We start from the raw sequence: 17,826 nt of genomic DNA, 5'->3' as shown, positions 1-17,826 counted from the left end.
GACGCGTTCACCACCCATTCGTCAATGCCCCCGGCCCCGCTTCCCGTGTGCGGATTTCGTAGTTAGAGTGGCGCTCTAAACGTGGAACAGGGAGGTACGGCGCGTGCGACTCACGCCCCCCGAACGCGACCGGCTGCTGCTCTTCGGGGCCGCCGAGCTCGCGAGGTCCCGCAAGGCGCGCGGCCTCAGACTCAACGTCCCGGAGGCGACCGCGCTGATCGCCGACACGGTCTGCGAGGCCGCCCGCGACGGCGCCCGGCTCGCCGAGGCCGTCGAGCGGGCCCGCTCGGTGCTCGGCCCGGACGACGTGCTGCCCGGCGTCGCGGACGTGGTGACCGAGGTGCACGTGGAGGCCGTCTTCGACGACGGGTCCCGGCTCGCGGTCGTCTCCGACCCGATCGGGGAGGGACTCGGCGACGAGGCGCCCGGCGCACTGCTGCCCGGGCCGCTGCACGAGGACGCGGCCCCGGCCGTGACGCTGACCGTGACCAACACCGCCACCGTGCCGGTCTCCGTGACCTCGCACTTCCACTTCTTCGAGGCCAACCCCCGGCTCGACTTCGACCGTGCCGCCGCGTACGGCATGCGGCTCGCCGTGCCCGCCGGGTCCTCCGTCCGCTTCGGGCCCGGCGAGAGCGTCGACGTCGGGCTGCTGCCCATCGGCGGCGAGCGGATCGCCATCGGCTTCGCGGGCCTGGTGGACGGGCCGCTGGACGCGCCGGGCGCCCGCGAAGAGGCGCTGCGCCGCGCCGCCGCCTGCGGCTACCTCGGCGTACCGGAAACCACTGAGCAGGAGGTCGAGCGATGAGCCGCCCCGGAGGACACGCCGCCGAACCGCGCCGCCTCACCCCGTACGAGTACGCCTCCACACACGGCCCCCGCGCCGGCGACCACGTCCGCCTCGGCGACTCCGGCCTGACGATCCGCGTGGAGTCCGACGCCCAGAAGTACGGCGACGAGTTCCTCGCGGGCTTCGGCAAGACCGCCCGCGACGGCCTGCACCTGAAGGCTGCCGCGGTCCGCGACACCTGTGACGTCGTCATCAGCAACGTCGTCGTCATCGACGCCGTGCAGGGCATCCGCAAGGTGTCCATCGGCATCAGGGAAGGCCGCATCCACGCCATCGGGCGCGCGGGCAACCCCGACACCCTCGACGGCGTCGACGTCGTGGTGGGCACGGGGACGTCCATCGTCTCCGGCGAGGGGCTCATCGCCACCGCCGGGTCCGTGGACACCCACGTCCACCTGCTCTCGCCCCGCATCATGGAGGCCTCCCTCGCGTCCGGCGTGACCACGATCATCGGCCAGGAGTTCGGGCCTGTGTGGGGCGTCGGCGTCAACTCGCCGTGGGCGCTGCGCCACGCGTTCAACGCCTTCGACGCCTGGCCGGTGAACATCGGCTTCCTCGGCCGCGGCTCGTCCTCGCACGACGCCCCGCTCATCGAGGCGCTCGCCGAGGGCGGCGCGTCCGGCTTCAAGGTGCACGAGGACATGGGCGCGCACACCCGCGCCCTGGACACCGCGCTGCGCGTCGCAGAGGAGCACGACGTCCAAGTCGCCCTGCACAGCGACGGGTTGAACGAATGCCTCTCCGTCGAGGACACCCTGAAGGTGCTCGAAGGACGCACCATCCACGCCTTCCACATCGAGGGGTGCGGCGGCGGTCACGTACCGAACGTCCTGAAGATGGCGGGCGTGCCGAACGTCATCGGCTCCTCCACCAACCCCACCCTGCCCTTCGGGCGCGACGCCGTCGCCGAGCACTACGGCATGATCGTCTCGGTCCACGACCTCAAGACCGACCTGCCGGGCGACGCGGCCATGGCCCGCGACCGCATCCGCGCCGGGACGATGGGCGCCGAGGACGTGCTGCACGACCTGGGCGCCATCGGTATCACCTCGTCCGACGCGCAGGGCATGGGCCGCGCCGGCGAGACCGTCCGCCGCACCTTCGCGATGGCCGGGAAGATGAAGGCCGAGCTCGGCCCCATGGAGGGCGACGGCCCGCACGACGACAACGCGCGCGTCCTGCGCTACATGGCCAAGCTGACCATCAACCCCGCCCTCGCCCACGGCCTCGCCCACGAGGTCGGCTCCATCGAGGTCGGCAAGCTCGCCGACATCGTGCTGTGGCGCCCGGAGTACTTCGGCGCCAAGCCGCAGCTCGTCCTCAAGTCCGGCTTCCCCGCGTACGGCGTCGTGGGCGACCCGAACGCCGCGACCGACACCTGCGAACCCCTCGTCCTCGGCCCGCAGTTCGGGTCGTACGGGGCGACGCCCGCCGACATCTCCGTGGCGTTCGTCGCGCAGGCCGCCGTCGACCAGGGCAACGACCTGATGCCCACGCGCCGCCGCCGGGTCGCCGTGCGCGGCACGCGTGGCATCGGCCCCGCCGACCTGCGCCTGAACTCCCGCACCGGAGCGGTCGACGTGGACCAGCGCTCCGGCCTCGTCACGCTCGACGGCGACCCGGTCCGCTCCGAGCCCGCCGACTCCGTCTCCCTCAACCGCCTCTACTTCCTTTAAGGGTTTACGTCATGTCTGCTGCCGCCGACGGCTTCCGCATGCCCGCCGAGTGGGCCCCGCACGAACGCACCTGGATGGCGTGGCCGTGCCCCAACCCCACCTTCGACGACCCCGAGGGCCTCGACGAGTCCCGCATCGCCTGGGCGAACGTCGCCCGCGCCGTACGCCGCTTCGAGCCGGTCACCGTGGTCTGCGGGCCCGGCCAGACCCCGTACGCCGAGGAACTCCTCGGCCCGGACATCGACGTCACCGAGCGCGAGCTCGACGACGCCTGGATGCGGGACATCGGCCCCACCTTCCTGACCGACGGCAAGGGCCGACTGGCCGCCGTCGACTGGACGTTCAACGGCTGGGGCGCCCAGGAGTGGGCCCGCTGGGACCACGACTCCAAGATCGGTGCGCACGTCGCCGACCTCGTGGGAGCCCGTACGTACACCTCGAAGCTCGTGAACGAGGGCGGTGGCATCCACGTCGACGGCGAGGGCACCGTCCTGCTCACCGAGACCGTCCAGCTCGGCCCCGAGCGCAACCCCGGCTGGACCAGGGAGCAGGTGGAGGCGGAGATCCACGCCCACCTCGGCACCACCAAGGCGATCTGGCTGCCGCGCGGCCTCACCGCCGACTACCCCGGCCACGGCTACGGCACCCTCGGCCACGTCGACATCGTCGCCGCCTTCGCCGCGCCCGGCGTCGTCCTCGTCCACTCCCAGCGCGACCCCGCCCACCCGGACTTCGAGGTCAGCAAGGAGGTCATCGCGACGCTCCAGGGCCAGACGGACGCCCGCGGCCGCACCCTGCGGATCGTCGAGGTGCCCGCCCCGACCGTCCTCGAGGACGACGAGGGCTGGGTCGACTACTCCTACATCAACCACTACCTCTGCAACGGCGGCGTCGTCCTGTGCGCCTTCGGCGACCCGAACGACGAGCTCGCGGCGGGCATCTTCCGCGGTCTCTTCCCGGACCGGACCGTGACGCTCGTGGACGCCCGTACGATCTTTGCCGGGGGTGGTGGCATCCACTGCATCACCCAGCAGCAGCCGAAGGTGTGATCAAGGAGTACGGGATGGCCGGTCGGACCCGCGCGCGGAAGAACGCCCCACCGCGCGAGGACGTCATGGCGGCCGCCATGGAGATGATCGCCGAGCGCGGCCTGGAGAAGCTGACCATGGCCGCGCTCGGCCACGAGGTCGGCATGAGCTCCGGCCATCTCCTCTACTACTTCCGCACCAAGGACGAGCTGCTCCTGCGCACCCTGGAGTGGAGCGAGGGCCGCCTCGGCGCCGAGCGCGGCCGCCTCCTCGCCCGGCAGGGCACGGCCCGCGAGCGCCTCGACGCGTACGTCGACCTGTACGTCCCCGACGCCGTCGGGGACCCCCACTGGACGCTCTGGCTGGAGGTCTGGAACCGCTCGCTCAACGCCGACGAGGAGGGCCGCGACCGGCAGGCCGCCATCGAGGGCGCCTGGCACCGCGACCTGGTGGCGCTGCTCGCCGAGGGCGTCTCGCGCGGCGAGTTCGGCCCGGTCGACCCCGACCGCTTCGCGTCCCGCCTCCGTGCGCTGCTCGACGGGTTCTCCATCCATGTGGCCATCGGGCTGCGGGGGACGGGGCGGGCCCAGGTCCTCGCGCACGTGAGGGAGTTCCTGGACGACGCGCTCGCCCCGGGCCCCCGGCCGTCCCACGCGTCCCAGGCGCCGCCCGCATCGTGAGACGGGGCAGCGCGCTGTGTGCGGGCTGTGGCAGGCTGCCACCGTGCTCTCGTTCGCCATGATTATTGGCAGCAGGCGCGCCGGTCCGCAGTGACCGTCTCGTACCCATCACGTACGGGCGGACACCGTCGCCTCGACCCGCGCGCAGACCTCTCGCACCCGCGAGGGGTTTTTTCGTTTCCCGGCCCAACTGCAGCCGGACACGGAGCGCGCGGGATCATTGGGGGTGGTGGAGCCGGTCATTCCGGTAGACCGAGATCCGACACAGGAGCCAGATCAGCATGACGGAAACCAGCGCACCCGACGATTCCTTCCATGTCTTCGACACGACGCTGCGCGACGGCGCGCAGCGCGAAGGCATCAACCTCACCGTCGCGGACAAGCTGACCATCGCCCGGCACCTGGACGACTTCGGCGTGGGCTTCATCGAGGGCGGCTGGCCCGGCGCCAACCCGCGCGACACCGAGTTCTTCGCGCGGGCCCAGCAGGAGATCACCTTCCGGCACGCCAAGCTCGTCGCCTTCGGCGCCACCCGCCGCCCGAACGCCAGAGCGGCCGACGACCCGCAGGTCAACGCCCTCCTCGGCTCCGGCGCCCCCGTCATCACCCTCGTCGCCAAGTCCCACGACCGGCACGTCGAACTGGCCCTGCGCACCACCCTCGACGAGAACCTGGAGATGGTCCGCGACACCGTCTCCTACCTCGTCGCCGAAGGCCGCCGCGTCTTCGTCGACTGCGAGCACTTCTTCGACGGCTACCGCGCCAACCCCGAGTACGCCAAGGCGGTCGTGCGGACCGCCGCCGAGGCCGGCGCCGACGTCGTCATCCTGTGCGACACCAACGGCGGCATGCTGCCCGCCCAGGTGCAGGCCGTCGTCTCCACCGTCGTCGCCGACACCGGCGCCCGGCTCGGCATCCACGCCCAGGACGACACCGGCTGCGCCGTCGCCAACACCCTCGCCGCCGTCGACGCCGGCGCCACCCACGTGCAGTGCACCGCCAACGGCTACGGCGAGCGCGTCGGCAACGCCAACCTCTTCCCCGTCGTCGCCGCCCTGGAACTGAAGTACGGCAAGCAGGTCCTGCCCGAGGGCTCGCTCCGCGAGATGACCCGCGTCTCGCACGCCATCGCCGAGGTCGTCAACCTCACGCCCTCCACCCATCAGCCGTACGTGGGTGTCTCCGCCTTCGCCCACAAGGCGGGGCTGCACGCCTCCGCGATCAAGGTCGACCCGGACCTCTACCAGCACATCGACCCGGACCTCGTCGGCAACCGCATCCGCATGCTCGTCTCCGACATGGCGGGCCGCGCCTCCATCGAGCTCAAGGGCAAGGAGCTCGGCGTCGACCTCGGCGACGACCGCGCGCTGATCGGCCGCGTCGTCGACCGGGTCAAGGAGCGCGAACTCCAGGGCTACACGTACGAGGCCGCCGACGCCTCCTTCGAGCTGCTGCTCCGCGAGGAGGCCGAGGGCCGGGCCCGCCGCTACTTCCGCGTCGAGTCCTGGCGGGCCATCGTCGAGGACCGCCCCGACGGCACCCACGCCAACGAAGCGACCGTGAAGCTGTGGGCTAAGGGCGAGCGCATCGTCGCCACCGCCGAGGGCAACGGCCCGGTCAACGCACTCGACCGGGCGCTGCGGGTCGGCCTGGAGCGGATCTATCCGCAGCTCGCCAAGCTGGAGCTCGTCGACTACAAGGTCCGCATCCTGGAGGGCAAGCACGGCACGTCCTCCACCACGCGCGTCCTGATCTCCACCACCGACGGTGTCGGCGAGTGGTCGACCGTCGGCGTCGCGGAGAACGTCATCGCCGCGTCGTGGGGCGCGCTGGAGGACGCGTACACCTACGGGCTGCTGCGGGCCGGGGTCGAACCGGTGGAGTAGCCCCGGTACGCAGCGGGGCCGACTGGGTTACGTTCGAAGTATGAAGAATCGGACGAAGCGGATCACTGTCGGACTATCCGGGCTGCTGCTCGCCCTGGGTGCCGTGTCCTTCACCGCGGCGCCCGGGGCTCCGGACCCCTCCGCCGTGTCGGTGGTGGCCGACGCCTGGGAGAAGAGTCCGGTGTACGTCGATCCCGCGGCGTCGGACCAGCTGTCGGGCGAGCAGGCCGACGCCCTGGCCCAGCGGATCGAGCGGGCCGACAAGCCGGTCTTCGTGGCCGTCCTGCCGGACGACTTCCCGCGGCAGAACCTCTTCCAGCGGCTGCGCGCCGAGACCGGCGTGACCGGGGTGTACGCCGTCCGGCTCGGCGACGGGTTCGACGCGAAGGCCGACCGGTCCGTGCTGACGGGCAACGCCGTCGGCAACCTCGTATCCCTCGTCCAGGGCGAGGACACCGCGGCCCAGCTCGACCACTTCGTCGACCAGGCCCTCGCGCAGGCGGGCGGCAGGGCCCCGGAGTCGTGGGGCGGCGGCACGGACCACTCGGTCTCGGTGGGCGCCCTGGTCGGGGTCGGCGTGGTCGTCGTGGCGGGCGCAGGCGGGGCCTACGCGATCGTGCGGCGCAAGAAGCGGCGCCACGAGGAAGCGCAGCGCGAGGCGCTGCACAAGCTGTCCGTCGTCGTCGACGAGGACATCACCGCGTTCGGCGAGGAGCTGGACCGGCTCGACTTCCACCCCGCGGAGCCGGGGGCGGACGACGCGATGCGCGCGGACTACGAGCACGCGCTGGACGCGTACGAGAAGGCGAAGTCGTCCATGGCGGCCGCCACCCGCCCCGAGGACGTCCGGGGCGTCACCCAGGCGCTGGAGGACGGACGCTTCTCCCTCGCCCTGCTCGCCGCGCGGCGGGAGGGGCGCGAGCTCCCGGAGCGGCGCGCCCCGTGCTTCTTCGACCCGCGGCACGGCCCTTCGGTCGAGGACGCGGCATGGGCGCCCGCGGGCGCGGCCGAACGCTCGGTCCCGGTGTGCGCGGCGGACGCGGCACGCCTCGCGGACGGCCGGGACCCGATGGTGCGCACGGTGGCCACGGAGGCCGGGGAGCGGCGGCCCTACTGGGAGGCCGGGCCCGCGTACGGGCCGTGGGCCGGCGGCTACTTCGGCGGGGGCATCCTGCCGGGTCTCCTCGTCGGCACGATGCTCGGCGGAATGATGATGACTCCCGCCTACGCGGCGGACTACGGGCCCGGGTACGGCGACTCCGGCGGCTTCGAGGGCGGCGACTTCTCGGGAGCGGACTTCGACCCGGGGGACTTCGGCGGCGGAGGCGACTTCGGAGGGGGCGGGGACTTCGGGGGCGGGGGCGACTTCGGGGGTGGGGGCAGCTTCTGAGGCGGGCGAGCTTCCGAGGTGGGCGAGCTTCTGGGGCTTCCGGGGCCTACTGAGGCTTCTGGTGGGGTGATGGGGGCTCAGTCTGCCTGCGGGGCGGTCGGCGGGAGCGTCACCGGCCAGCGTCCCGGATGGCCGGGCGGCAGCGCCAAGTCCCGTCGTACGGCCGCGTAATACGCCTCGCGTGCGGCACGCTGGCGCTCCAGCAACTCGGACCACGCCTCCGGGTCATGGGTGTCCTCCCGCAGGAACCGCTCCATCCGGATCACCAGGAGCACCCAGGCCCGCGCCTCCTCGACCACGTCCGGTGCGCCGAGCATGAGCAGCGCCTCACCGGCGGGGTCGCGGGCTTCCGCGGCCTGGGTGAAGTGGGGGACGGCCTCTTCGGGCGAGAGGGGGTGGGGGTGCGGGTCGTTGCCCAGGTGGGCGGCGACGCGGTAGGTGAGGCTGACGGTCTGCCGCAGGACCCGGGCGTACTCGGTGTAGACGCCGAGCCGCCGCTCCTCCCAGCGCGCCGCCTGCTCCCGCCGGAACCGGATGCGGTCCCCCCGGGTGATCGCCACGTAGGAACCGAGCGCACCGATGATCACGCCCATGAGGGCGGGGAGTTGTCGTATGAACTCATCCACGCCGAAACGTTAGCGCGGTCAGGAACCGGCCTTGATCGCCGAGATGTCGAAGTTCAGCTTGATCTTGTCGGAGACGAGCATGCCGCCGGTCTCCAGCGCGGCGTTCCACGTGAGGCCCCACTCCGAGCGCAGGATCTCGGCCTTGCCCTCGAAGCCGACGCGCTCGTTGCCGAAGGGGTCCTTGGCCGAGCCGTTGAACTCCAGGTCGATGGAGAGCGGCTTCGTGGTGCCCAGGATCGTCAGGTCACCGGTGACGCGGTAGCCGTCGCCGCCCAGCGCCTCCGTCTTCGTGGAGCGGAAGGTCATCTGCGGGAACTCGTCGGTCTTGAAGAAGTCCGCGCTCTTCAGGTGACCGTCGCGGTCGGCGTTGCCGGTGTCGATGCTGTCCATCGTGACGTCGAGGGAGGCCGTCGAGCGGGTCGGGTCCGTGCCGTCCAGGTGCAGGGCGCCCGTGAAGTCGAGGAAGGAGCCCTTGACGTTCGTGACCATGGCGTGGCGGGCGACGAAGCCGATCGTCGTGTGCGTCGGGTCGATGGTGTAGTCGCCGGTCAGTGCGGCGAGCTCCGGGCTGACCGGGGCCGGGGCGGCGGCAGCGGCGGGGGCGGTGGTGGTGGCGGTTTCGTTCTTGCGGCCGAAGATGCCCATGACGTGCTCCTTGAGATCGGGAGATCCGAAGATCTGTTGAATGTTCAACGAGAACGAAGGTAGCGCGATTCCGTTCAACATTCAACCTATCTGGCGAAGTCGGCGTGTTTTCGGTGCCTGGCGCCGGGTGGCGCCACTTGGGTTCGCTGTGGCGCCATCCTGTGCCAGATGCTGCGCCACCGTGTCTGACCTGCGGAAATGGCCACTCGCGCACCTGTGTGTCGCACTGGTGGCGTCGCGGCGGCTTGCAGTGGCGCCACTCTGATGCCATGATGGCGTCATGAACCTCACGCAGTACGTCGACCAGCTCCGCCAAGAGCTCGCGGTGGCCGCCGAAGCGGGCGGCGACGAGGCCCGCGCTCTGGCCGAGCGCCTCACCGCACCGCTGGAATCGGCCGCCCGGCTCACTCTGTTGAACGCGCTCTCCGCTGCCGCGGAAGAGATCACCGTCGATCTCGCGCCGGGCTCGGTCGACGTGCGGCTGCGTGGGGTCGACCCCGAATTCGTCGTGACACCGCCGCCCGCGGTGGAGGCCTTCGACGCCCGGGCGGAGTACGCGGCGCTCATGGCCACCCAGCCCACACCGCCCCCGCTCCCCGCCGCGCCCGACGCCGCGGACGACGGCGGCACCGCCCGGATCAACCTCCGGCTGCCCGCCCACGTCAAGGCCCGTGTCGAGGAGGCGGCGAGCCGCGACGGCCTCTCGGTCAACGCCTGGCTCGTCCGCGCGGTCTCCGCCGCGCTGGACCAGCCCGACGCCCGGACGGTCATGACGGCGAACCGTGAGGCCCGGAGCTCGGGCAACGGGTTCACCGGCTGGGTGCGCTAGGCCCAGCACACCCGCAGGACTCGCAGGACCCGCAGGTCACGCGGGGCCCACAGGACTTCGTTTCACCCTTCACCGATCGAGCCATGCGGCTCGCCGAGCCGGCAGGACGGGACAGCCATGCCTTCTTTCGACACCCCCAAGCCCATCAGCGCCACCATCACCTTCGACGCGGGAAGCCTGAAGATCGTGGCGGGGGACCGCACGGACACCGTCGTCGACGTCCGCCCCAGCAGTGAGGCGCAGGAGGGTGACGTCAGGGCGGCCGGCCGCACCCGCGTCGAGTTCTCCAACGGCAAGCTGCTGGTCAAGGGGCCCAAGGAGCGCTCGCTCTTCGGCAAGGGCCCGTCGATCGACGTGGAGATCGCGCTGCCGGCCGGTTCCCAGGTGCACGCCACGGCCGCCATGGCGCACCTGACCGCCGAAGGCGGCCTGGGCCACTGCGAGTTCAAGACGTCCGCGGGTGACGTGCAGGTGGAGCGGGCGGCCGGTGCCCGCCTCAACACCGGCTACGGCGAGATCTCCGTGGGCCGCGTGGACGGCCCGGCCGACCTCCACACCGGCTCCGGCGAGGTCCGCGTCGGCGAGGTCAAGGGGACGGTCTCGGTCAAGAACTCCAACGGCAACACCGGCCTCGGCGACATCGAGGGCGCCATCACGGTGAAGGCGTCCAACGGCTCCGTCACCGTCGACCGCGCCGCCGCCGACGTCAGCGTCAAGACGGCCAACGGCCCCATCCGGGTGGGCGAGTTGGCGCGCGGCGAGGCCGTCCTCGAGACCGCCGCCGGCAAGATCGAGATCGGTATCCCGGAGGGCACGGCGGCCTGGCTCGACGTACGGACGAAGACGGGCAACGTACGTCAGTCGCTGGAGGAGTCGGATGCCCCCGGCGAGCCCACCGACACGCTGAAGGTGCGGGCCCGCACGTCGATGGGCGACATCGTGATCCACCGCGCCTGACTCCGGGCCCCTACTCGCGCCCCGCCCCACCTCCCCTCCCACCCCCCTCAGCTGCCGCCCCGGCAGCCGCCCGGGACCAGAATCGAACTGGTGTCCGGTACCGAGGCTGCCCTCCCGCGCTCGCCAAGCTGCCCTCCCGCGAAAAGGAACGGACATGCCCACGCCCCACCAGAAGCGCCCGGCGGCGATCACCGCCACCGGCCTCCGCAAGTCCTACGGCGAGAAGACCGTCCTCGACGGCATCGACCTGAACATCCCGCAGGGCACGATCTTCTCCCTGCTCGGACCCAACGGCGCGGGCAAGACGACCGCCGTGCAGATCCTCTCCACCCTCATCTCCGCCGACGCGGGCGAGGCGCGGGTGGCGGGCCACGACCTGGCGGCCGAGCCCGACGCCGTACGTGCCGCGATCGGTGTCACCGGCCAGTTCTCCGCCGTCGACAACCTCCTCACCGGCGAGGAGAACCTGACCCTCATGGCCGACCTGTACGGCTACGGGCGCCGCCAGGGCCGCCACCTCGCCGCCGACCTCATCGAGCGGTTCGATCTCGTCGAGGCGGCCGGGAAGCCCGCGTCGACGTACTCGGGCGGCATGCGGCGCCGCCTCGACATCGCGATGACCCTGGTCGGCAGCCCGCGCGTGATCTTCCTGGACGAGCCGACGACCGGACTCGACCCGCGCAGCCGGCACGGCATGTGGGAGATCGTCCGCGAGCTCGTCGCCGACGGCGTGACCATCTTCCTCACCACGCAGTACCTGGAGGAGGCCGACCAGCTCGCCGACACGATCGCGGTGTTGAGCGGCGGCAAGCTCGTGGCCCAGGGCACCCCCGCGGAGCTGAAGCGCCTCGTCCCGGGCGGTCACGTCCAGCTGCGCTTCGCCGACTTCAGGGGGCTTGAGACCGTCGCGCGCCTGCTCGGCACCGGCGCTCGCGACGACGACGCCCTGACCCTGCAGGTTCCGAGTGACGGCAGCCTGCGGTCCGTCAAGGCCGTACTCGACCTGATCGACGCCACCGAGATCGAGGTCGAGGCGTTCGCCATCGACACCCCCGACCTGGACGACGTCTTCTTCGCCATGACCGGCAGCCCCGCCAAGCCGTGACCGCCCACCCCGACCACGAGAGCGACGACCCGATGAGCACTGTCACCACCACCCCGGCCGTCACGCGCACGGTCCGGCCGGTCCCCACCCGCCCCTCCGCGCTGCACAACTCCCGGACCATGCTGCGCCGCAACCTCCTGCACGCCCGCCGCTACCCGGCCATGACGATCAGCCTGGTGAGCATGCCCATCGCCATGCTGCTGCTCTTCAACTACGTCTTCGGCGGCACGATGTCGGCGGGCATGGGCGGCGAAGGGGCCGGCGACTACATCGACTACCTCGTCCCCGGCATCCTGCTGATGGCCGTCGGCTCGGGCGTCCTGCCCACCACGGTCGGCGTCTGCACCGACATGACCGAGGGGATCGTGGCCCGCTTCCGGACCATGCCGATCAACGGCTCCTCGGTGCTCACCGGCCGTGCCGTCGGCGCCGTCATCCAGATCATGATCACCCTCGTCCTCGTCACCGGCGTCGCCTTCCTCGTGGGCTTCCGCTCCAGCGCCGAACCCGTCGAGTGGCTCGCCGCGGCCGGTCTCCTCGTCCTCATGAGCACCGCGCTCACCTGGCTCGCCGTCGCACTCGGCCAACTGGTGAAGGCCCCGGAGGCGGCCAGCAGCGTCGCCCTGCCCTTCTCCTTCCTGCTGCCCTTCCTCAGCAGCGTGTTCGTGCCGCTCGACTCGATGCCGGACTGGCTGCGCCACTTCGCCGAGTGGCAGCCCTACACCGCCTTCACCGAGACCCTGCGCGGGCTGCTCACCGGCGGCGAGATCGGCAAGTTCGGACCGCTCGCGGTGGGCTGGGGCATCGCCATCGCCCTGCTCGGCTTCGTCTGGGCGCGCTCGCTGTTCAAGCGCGGCACGACCCGGTGACCCCACCGACCCGCTGACCCACCGACCCCGCGGAGTCACGGGGGTGCCTCGCGGAGAGGGCCGCGCGACGACCACGTCGCGCGGCCCTCGTATCGTCACTTTTTGTGGAATCCCTACAACGGCAGAGGGGCTGAGCCGTCACTTCTTCGTGGCCCCAGTGGGCTTCTGTCCGGGGGTGCCAGGAAAACGGCCCGGAGACTGTACAGAGTCGACGGTCCGTTTCCGTGGGGGCGCTCCGTAAGGTCGCTACATGACCGTTTTGGACGAGACCGCTGCCTCCGGGGGCGAGCCCACCGACTCGCACGGCCGTGTGGCCGAACTGCACGAGATCCGTGCGGAGGCGCTGCGCGGGCCCAGCGAGAAGGCGACCGAGGCACAGCACGCCAAGGGCAAGCTGACCGCCCGCGAGCGGATCGAGCTGCTCCTCGACCCGGACTCGTTCAACGAGGTCGAGCAGTTGCGCAGGCACCGGGCCACCGGCTTCGGCCTGGAGACCAAGAAGCCGTACACGGACGGTGTGATCACCGGCTGGGGCACGGTGGAGGGCCGGACGGTCTTCGTCTACGCGCACGACTTCCGGATCTTCGGCGGTGCGCTCGGCGAGGCGCACGCCACGAAGATTCACAAGATCATGGACATGGCCATCGCGGCCGGTGCCCCGCTGGTCTCCCTGAACGACGGCGCCGGCGCCCGCATCCAGGAGGGCGTCTCGGCCCTCGCCGGCTACGGCGGCATCTTCCAGCGCAACACCAAGGCCTCGGGCGTCATCCCGCAGATCAGCGTGATGCTCGGCCCGTGCGCCGGCGGCGCGGCGTACTCGCCCGCTCTCACCGACTTCGTGTTCATGGTCCGCGACACCTCGCAGATGTTCATCACCGGGCCGGACGTCGTCCGCGCGGTGACGGGCGAGGAGATCACCCAGAACGGCCTCGGCGGCGCGGACGTGCACGCCGAGACGTCGGGCGTCTGCCACTTCGCGTACGACGACGAAGAGACCTGCCTGGCCGAGGTCCGCTACCTGATCTCGATGCTCCCCTCCAACAACCGGGAGAACCCGCCCACCCACGAGTCGGAGGACCCGGCCGAGCGCCGCTCGGACGTCCTGCTCGACCTGGTCCCGGCGGACGGCAACCGGCCGTACGACATGACGAAGGTCATCGAGGAGCTCGTCGACGACGGCGACTACCTCGAGGTCCACGAGCGCTGGGCGCGCAACATCATCTGCGCCCTGGCCCGCCTGGACGGCCAGGTCGTCGGCATCGTCGCCAACCAGCCGCAGGCGCTGGCCGGCGTCCTGGACATCGAGGCGTCCGAGAAGGCCGCCCGCTTCGTGCAGATGTGCGACGCCTTCAACATCCCGATCCTCACCCTCCTGGACGTGCCCGGCTTCCTGCCCGGCGTCGACCAGGAGCACGGCGGCATCATCCGCCACGGCGCCAAGCTCCTGTACGCGTACTGCAACGCCACCGTCCCGCGGATCTCGCTGATCCTGCGCAAGGCGTACGGCGGCGCGTACATCGTCATGGACAGCCAGTCCATCGGCGCCGACCTCACCTACGCCTGGCCGACCAACGAGATCGCGGTCATGGGCGCCGAGGGCGCCGCGAACGTGATCTTCCGGCGTCAGATCGCGGCCGCCGAGGACCCCGAGGCGATGCGCGCGCGCATGGTCAAGGAGTACAAGGCCGAGCTGATGCACCCCTACTACGCCGCCGAGCGCGGCCTGGTCGACGACGTCATCGACCCGGCCGAGACCCGCGAGGTCCTCATCAAGTCCCTCGCGATGCTCCGCAACAAGCACGCCGACCTGCCCTCGCGCAAGCACGGCAACCCTCCGCAGTAGCGGTCACCACACCGCGTCCGCGCCGCAGTAGCCCACAAGGAGAAGCTGCAAGATGACACCCCCTGACATTCGCGTAGAGAAGGGCCACGCCGAGCCCGAGGAAGTCGCGGCCATCACCGCGATCCTGCTGGCCCGCGCCGCCGCCCAGCCCGCCGCTCCCACCGCCCGCCGCGGCCGCGACAAGGCCGGCTGGCGCCGCCTGGAGCGCACCCCGGGCTTCCGCGCCCCCCACAGCTGGCAGGGCTGACCCCCTCCGGCCGTCGGCTTTCGGGCCCCGTCCTCCTTCGGGAGGGCGGGGCCCGCGCGTGTTCCTACCGTTCCTCGCGGGGCAGCGTCAGGTGAGCCACCGCCGACTCCGCCAGCGGGCGGACCGCCGGATGCCAGGCGCGGCTCCGCGGCCCACTCAGGACCAGGCGCCGCGCGGACCGCGGCTCCACCGGGAGCAATACCAGGTCCGGCGGGACCAGGGAGCGGGAGACCTCGGACAGGACGGTCACGCCGAGGCCTGCCTGCACCATGCTGATCAGGGTGGCCAGGTCCCGTACCCGGTGCGCGGGGGTGAAGCGCAGCCCGGCCAGGTCGTGGAGCGCGCGGACCCGGTCCTCGCAACTGTTCGGGGAGATCAGGAACTCGTCGTCCGCCAGATCGCGGACGTCGATGGCGACCTCGTCCGCCAGGGGGTGGTCGCGGGGGAGCAGGGCGCGGTAGCCGTCCAGGGCGAGCTGGGTGCCGGGGCCGGGCGGCGGGTCGATCAGGACGGCGGCGTCGGCCGTGCCGTTCTCCAGCCAGTCCGCGACCTCGGCGCTGTCGCCCTCGAAGACGCGCACGGTGATCCGCGGCCGGTCCTGCCGCCAGTGCCGCAGCAGCCCGGGCAGCAGGCCCTGACAGACCGTGGGGGTCGAGGCGAGCCGCACGGTGCCGGTCACCGCCCCGGCGTCGGCGGCGATCTCCGCCACCGCCCGGACCGCCGACAGCGCGGTACGGGCGTGCGGCAGGACCCGCTCCCCGAGCGCCGTCGTCCGCACCGGCCCGGACCGGACAAGCAGCGGGGCGGCCAGCTCGCGTTCGAGGGAGGCCACGGCGTGCGACACCGCCGACTGACTCATGCCGAGTTCGGCGGCGGCCGCGCTGAACCCGCCCGCGTCGACCACCGCGAGAAAGGCTCTGAGCTGCGGGAAGTTCACGGTCATGAGGCGGCCTCATAGGTCTATGACGGCTATGCGTTGGATCAATGGTGCCAGGCCGGGCGAGAGTTGCCCGTGCCGCCGACGCGGCGGACCACCGAAGAACGACGTGAGGAGAGCCATGCCCCACATCAGGGCCACCGTCACCGACCCCGCCCTGCCCGCAGGCACCGCGCGCGCCCTCGCCGAGGGGCTGACCGGCCTGGCGGTCTCCGCACTCGGCAAGTCCGCCGAGCGCACCATCGTCCACCTCGACCTCGTCCCCGCCGACCGGTACTACGTCGCGGGGAAGCCCCTGCCCGACGGCAGCCGCGACGCGCACCTGGAGGTCAGCATCACCGCGGGCACCAACAGCGCCGCGGAGAAGGCCGCCTTCATCACCGGAGCCGCCGCGTTCCTGTCGGAGCTCCTCGGCCCGCTCGCCCGCGGCGGCGTCGCCCTGCACGAACTGCACCCGGAGAGCTACGGCTACCAGGGCGTCACCCAGTTCGCGCACTACCGCCTGAGCTGAGGAACGGAACGCCGGAAACGAAGAGAGGCCCGCACGCCGGAGCGTGCGGGCCGTCATTCGCGTACGGGCAACAAAGAAGAGCGTTAACGGAGCCGTGCCATCAGCGCATGCTCGACCAGCGTGATCAGTGCGCTCTTCGCATCCGCGCGGTGGCGCGCGTCGGTCGTGATGATCGGGGTGTCCGGACCGATCTGCAGCGCCTCGCGCACCTCGTCGGGCGTGTACGGCTGGTGGCCGTCGAAGCCGTTGAGGGCGATGACGAAGGGCAGTCCGGAGTTCTCGAAGTAGTCGACGGCGGGGAAGCAGTCGGCGAGCCGCCTCGTGTCGACCAGGACGACCGCGCCGATGGCGCCACGGACCAAGTCGTCCCACATGAACCAGAAGCGGTCCTGACCGGGCGTACCGAAGAGGTACAGGATCAGGTCCTGGTCCAGGGTGATGCGGCCGAAGTCCATGGCCACCGTCGTGGTGGTCTTGTCTCCGGTGTGGGTCAGGTCGTCGATGCCCGCGGACGCGGACGTCATGACGGCCTCGGTGCGCAGCGGGTTGATCTCAGAGACCGCCCCGACGAACGTGGTCTTGCCCACGCCGAAGCCGCCCGCCACCACGATTTTCGCGCTGGTGGTGGAGCGGGCTGTTGCTCCGCCGCTAGAGCTTGCGAAGTCCACTGAGCACCCTTTCGAGCAGTGTCACGTCTGGCTGGCCGCCGGCGGACTCGTCGCCGCCGGGCTGATGGATGGCGACAAGTCCGGCCTCCGCCAGGTCGGCTACGAGGATCCGGGCGACGCCGAGGGGGATCGAGAGCAGCGCCGAGATCTCGGCGACCGACTTGATCTCCCGGCACAGGTTGCAGATGCGCTGATGCTCGGGCAACTGGCCCTGCAACTGGTGCGGTTGTGCGGTGGTGTGCACCAGCGCCTCGATGGCGAGCTGGTAGCGCGGCCTGGTGCGGCCGCCCGTCATGGCGTACGGGCGCACCAGGGGGTTGTTCGCCGATCCGGCGGGCGCCGGTTCAGGGGCGCGCCGCTGGGGGTGCACCGGCTGGATACGGGGCGCGCGCGCCGGGGTGCCCTGGTCGTACGGACGCGGCCCCGGCTGCTGGGGCTGCGCGTACGGCTGGCGGCGGTGGCTCGGTGCGGAGGGGAAGTTGTACCTGTTCGGCCCGCCGTCGTGCTGACCACCCTGGCCATGACCAGGGGACCAGTTCGCCGATGACGAACCGTCTGGGGGTGTTGCCACGTTTCTTCCTCCTCCAACTGTGCCGGGCCCATCACTGTGGAGCCGCGTCCCGAAACCTTACGGGCACAAGACGCGAAAACGCACCGTCTGTCTGTTAGTTGAGAAGGCTCCCCTGGAGCTCCGCGCGCAGGTCCGGCGTGAGAACGGTGCCCGCGCGGTCGACAAGAAGTGCCATCTCGTACCCAATGAGACCGATGTCCGCATCCGGGTGGGCGAGAACGGCGAGCGAGGAACCGTCGGAAATGGACATGATGAAGAGAAATCCTCGCTCCATCTCCACAACGGTCTGGGTCACGGAGCCGCCCTCGAAGATCCGGGAGGCCCCGGCGGTCAGCGAGGTCAGCCCGGAGGCGACGGCCGCGAGCTGGTCGGCGCGGTCGCGGGGGAAGCCTTCGGACATCGCCAGAAGGAGTCCGTCGGCGGAGACCACCACTGTGTGGGACACCCCGGGGGTGTTGTCCACGAAGTTGGTGATCAACCAGTTCAGGTTCTGTGCCGCCTGGCTCAT

19 protein-coding genes are annotated in these 17,826 nt (G+C 71.4%); 13 read left to right on the top strand and 6 right to left on the bottom strand.

Annotated elements, in window-relative coordinates; genetic code table 11:
- Positions 1–103 precede the first annotated feature (103 nt).
- From ureA to ACZ56E_RS29250, 6 genes are all read left to right on the top strand, one after another.
- Positions 104–808, top strand: coding sequence for an urease subunit gamma (gene ureA, locus ACZ56E_RS29275; RefSeq protein ID WP_471218701.1), 705 nt, complete (start codon positions 104–106; stop codon positions 806–808).
- Positions 805–2,526 (top strand): urease subunit alpha, encoded by a 1,722-nt coding sequence (locus tag ACZ56E_RS29270; protein ID WP_471218699.1) that lies wholly within the window; start codon positions 805–807, stop codon positions 2,524–2,526. The genes ureA and ACZ56E_RS29270 overlap by 4 nt, the downstream gene beginning before the upstream one ends.
- An 11-nt stretch (positions 2,527–2,537) precedes the next feature.
- Positions 2,538–3,575, top strand: coding sequence for an agmatine deiminase family protein (locus ACZ56E_RS29265; RefSeq protein WP_468611487.1), 1,038 nt, complete (start codon positions 2,538–2,540; stop codon positions 3,573–3,575).
- A gap of 14 nt (positions 3,576–3,589) precedes the next feature.
- Entirely contained in the window at positions 3,590–4,234 is a 645-nt protein-coding gene (locus ACZ56E_RS29260) for a TetR/AcrR family transcriptional regulator (protein ID WP_471218696.1), read from the top strand.
- A gap of 281 nt (positions 4,235–4,515) precedes the next feature.
- Positions 4,516–6,120: a citramalate synthase gene (cimA, locus tag ACZ56E_RS29255; protein WP_471218694.1), complete on the top strand. Its 1,605-nt coding sequence runs from the start codon at positions 4,516–4,518 to the stop codon at positions 6,118–6,120.
- A gap of 40 nt (positions 6,121–6,160) precedes the next feature.
- Positions 6,161–7,510, top strand: coding sequence for a hypothetical protein (locus ACZ56E_RS29250; protein ID WP_471218692.1), 1,350 nt, complete (start codon positions 6,161–6,163; stop codon positions 7,508–7,510).
- Positions 7,511–7,587: 77 nt separating this feature from the next.
- Here the strand turns inward: ACZ56E_RS29250 and ACZ56E_RS29245 are convergent, their stop codons facing one another.
- Together ACZ56E_RS29245 and ACZ56E_RS29240 are read right to left on the bottom strand one after the other, a co-directional pair.
- Positions 7,588–8,136, bottom strand: a complete 549-nt coding sequence (locus ACZ56E_RS29245; RefSeq protein ID WP_471218689.1) for a hypothetical protein — start codon at positions 8,134–8,136, stop codon at positions 7,588–7,590.
- Between the two features lie 18 nt (positions 8,137–8,154).
- On the bottom strand, positions 8,155–8,781 hold the full coding sequence (locus ACZ56E_RS29240) for a YceI family protein (RefSeq protein ID WP_471218688.1): 627 nt from the start codon (positions 8,779–8,781) through the stop codon (positions 8,155–8,157).
- A 280-nt stretch (positions 8,782–9,061) separates the two neighbouring features.
- Here ACZ56E_RS29240 and ACZ56E_RS29235 point away from each other — a divergent pair, with 280 nt between their 5' ends.
- From ACZ56E_RS29235 to ACZ56E_RS29210, 6 genes are all read left to right on the top strand, one after another.
- Positions 9,062–9,610: a hypothetical protein gene (locus tag ACZ56E_RS29235; RefSeq protein ID WP_471218686.1), complete on the top strand. Its 549-nt coding sequence runs from the start codon at positions 9,062–9,064 to the stop codon at positions 9,608–9,610.
- A gap of 117 nt (positions 9,611–9,727) precedes the next feature.
- Positions 9,728–10,567, top strand: a complete 840-nt coding sequence (locus tag ACZ56E_RS29230) for a DUF4097 family beta strand repeat-containing protein (RefSeq protein ID WP_471218684.1) — start codon at positions 9,728–9,730, stop codon at positions 10,565–10,567.
- 154 nt (positions 10,568–10,721) lie between these two features.
- Positions 10,722–11,672, top strand: a complete 951-nt coding sequence (locus tag ACZ56E_RS29225; RefSeq protein ID WP_471218682.1) for an ATP-binding cassette domain-containing protein — start codon at positions 10,722–10,724, stop codon at positions 11,670–11,672.
- Positions 11,673–11,704: 32 nt separating this feature from the next.
- The gene (locus ACZ56E_RS29220; RefSeq protein WP_471218680.1) at positions 11,705–12,541 is read left to right on the top strand and encodes an ABC transporter permease; all 837 of its coding nucleotides are present in this window, start codon (positions 11,705–11,707) and stop codon (positions 12,539–12,541) included.
- A 250-nt stretch (positions 12,542–12,791) separates the two neighbouring features.
- Positions 12,792–14,384, top strand: coding sequence for an acyl-CoA carboxylase subunit beta (locus ACZ56E_RS29215; protein ID WP_471218678.1), 1,593 nt, complete (start codon positions 12,792–12,794; stop codon positions 14,382–14,384).
- 52 nt (positions 14,385–14,436) lie between these two features.
- Complete coding sequence (locus ACZ56E_RS29210) at positions 14,437–14,631, top strand: acyl-CoA carboxylase subunit epsilon (protein WP_398308774.1); 195 nt, start codon at positions 14,437–14,439, stop codon at positions 14,629–14,631.
- A gap of 64 nt (positions 14,632–14,695) precedes the next feature.
- Here ACZ56E_RS29210 and ACZ56E_RS29205 read toward each other — a convergent pair whose 3' ends face one another.
- Positions 14,696–15,574: a LysR family transcriptional regulator gene (locus ACZ56E_RS29205; RefSeq protein ID WP_471218676.1), complete on the bottom strand. Its 879-nt coding sequence runs from the start codon at positions 15,572–15,574 to the stop codon at positions 14,696–14,698.
- A gap of 115 nt (positions 15,575–15,689) precedes the next feature.
- On the opposite strand from ACZ56E_RS29205, the gene ACZ56E_RS29200 reads away from it, so the two are divergent.
- Complete coding sequence (locus ACZ56E_RS29200; protein WP_471218674.1) at positions 15,690–16,079, top strand: tautomerase family protein; 390 nt, start codon at positions 15,690–15,692, stop codon at positions 16,077–16,079.
- An 83-nt stretch (positions 16,080–16,162) separates the two neighbouring features.
- On the opposite strand, the gene ACZ56E_RS29195 is transcribed toward ACZ56E_RS29200, so the two are convergent.
- The 3 genes from ACZ56E_RS29195 to ACZ56E_RS29185 form a co-directional block, all read right to left on the bottom strand.
- A complete protein-coding gene (locus tag ACZ56E_RS29195) occupies positions 16,163–16,747 on the bottom strand; it encodes a GTP-binding protein (RefSeq protein ID WP_030361923.1) in 585 nt (194 codons plus the stop codon).
- Complete coding sequence (locus tag ACZ56E_RS29190; protein WP_404754775.1) at positions 16,728–17,318, bottom strand: DUF742 domain-containing protein; 591 nt, start codon at positions 17,316–17,318, stop codon at positions 16,728–16,730. The genes ACZ56E_RS29195 and ACZ56E_RS29190 overlap by 20 nt, the downstream gene beginning before the upstream one ends.
- A gap of 94 nt (positions 17,319–17,412) precedes the next feature.
- On the bottom strand, positions 17,413–17,826 hold the full coding sequence (locus ACZ56E_RS29185) for a roadblock/LC7 domain-containing protein (protein ID WP_030787419.1): 414 nt from the start codon (positions 17,824–17,826) through the stop codon (positions 17,413–17,415).

It is taken from the genome of Streptomyces sp. NPDC039480, assembly GCF_055597165.1.
The sequence above is the reverse complement of the archived record's forward strand: the minus strand, read 5'-3'. Positions and strand labels throughout refer to the sequence as shown.